This window comes from Ectopseudomonas toyotomiensis (genome assembly GCF_900115695.1).
Lineage (GTDB): Bacteria > Pseudomonadota > Gammaproteobacteria > Pseudomonadales > Pseudomonadaceae > Aquipseudomonas > Aquipseudomonas toyotomiensis.
On record NZ_FOXK01000041.1, the window covers coordinates 1 to 1103 of the forward strand.

2 protein-coding genes are annotated in these 1103 nt (G+C 63.6%); both read left to right on the forward strand.

Translation table 11 applies throughout. The annotated features are described in order from the left end of the window. Positions 1-124: 124 nt before the first annotated feature. Positions 125-406: a hypothetical protein gene (locus BM186_RS26085; protein ID WP_074919359.1), complete on the forward strand. Its 282-nt coding sequence runs from the start codon at positions 125-127 to the stop codon at positions 404-406. After that, positions 406-1103, forward strand: a 698-nt coding sequence (locus BM186_RS26090) for a hypothetical protein (protein ID WP_074919360.1), incomplete at its 3' end; no start/stop codon positions are given. The genes BM186_RS26085 and BM186_RS26090, both read left to right, overlap by 1 nt.

Here is a 1103-nt window from a genome sequence, read left to right on the forward strand (position 1 = left end):
TCCATCGCGCTGCTGCAGATCGCCCAGGCCCACGCCAACGAGATGGGCGCCGCGCAGCACCGCATCAACGAAATCAACCAACGCGTGCTGGCCGGGGCCAGCCGCTGACAACAAGGAGCACGCCATGAACTACACCAAACTGGCCCAGCACCTGCTGCGTGGTGGCGATCGCCACAGCAGCATCTACGTCGAGGGGCTCTGCGCCGCGCTCAAGCTGCGCATCGAGGGTGAGCCCACCACCGTCAACTACCCGCAGGGCAGCCTGGAGTTCGATGCCTACTACTACGGCTGCCGCCGTGGCGCCGACGAGTTCCGCAATGCCCTGATCGAAGCCAACGGCAACCGTGTCGAGGCCATCGAGAGCCTGCGCGCAATGGCCGGCGACGCCGAGCGGAGGGCTGCCTGATGGCCCGTACCGCAACGCCAAAGGCTGAGCCGCTGCAGGATGCGCCGGTCAACGAAGAAGCCGTCAACGTCATCCAGAACCTGGGCGCCATTGCCCAGGACATGGCCGAGGAGCGTGACCTGGTCAACCAACTGCTCGGCCAGGCTCAGATGGCAGGAGCGTTTGAAGATTTTTCCCGCACGGTGCGGACTTCCAAACTCGCCCATGTCAAGGAAAACAAGCTCTACCGCTCGCTAGCAGGCATGAAAAATCCGCACGGTGCGGAAAACCTACGAGGCACATGGGAGGAGTTCTGCAATCTGCTGCGCCGCTCTGTGGACCAGGTAGACCGGGACATCGCCAATCTTCGCGCCTTCGGAGAAGAGGCCCTCGAATCCATGACCCGCATGGGCATCGGCTACCGCGAACTGCGTCAATGGCGCCGCCTGCCCGATGACGCAAGGTCCGCCCTGATCGAGGCATCCAAGCAGGGCAACCTCGAAGCCGTGCAGTACCTGGCCGAAGAGCTGATCCACACCCACACCAAGGAAAAGGACGAGCTGCAGAAGAAGCTCACCGACACCCAGGCCGACTACGACGCCCTCGGCGAGGTGCTCAGCAAGAAGAGCGCCGAGCTGGATCGCACCAAGCAGGATCTGGAAAAGGCCAAGCGCCGCATCGAGACCATGTCGGCCGACGACGCCGCCAAGGAGCTGCG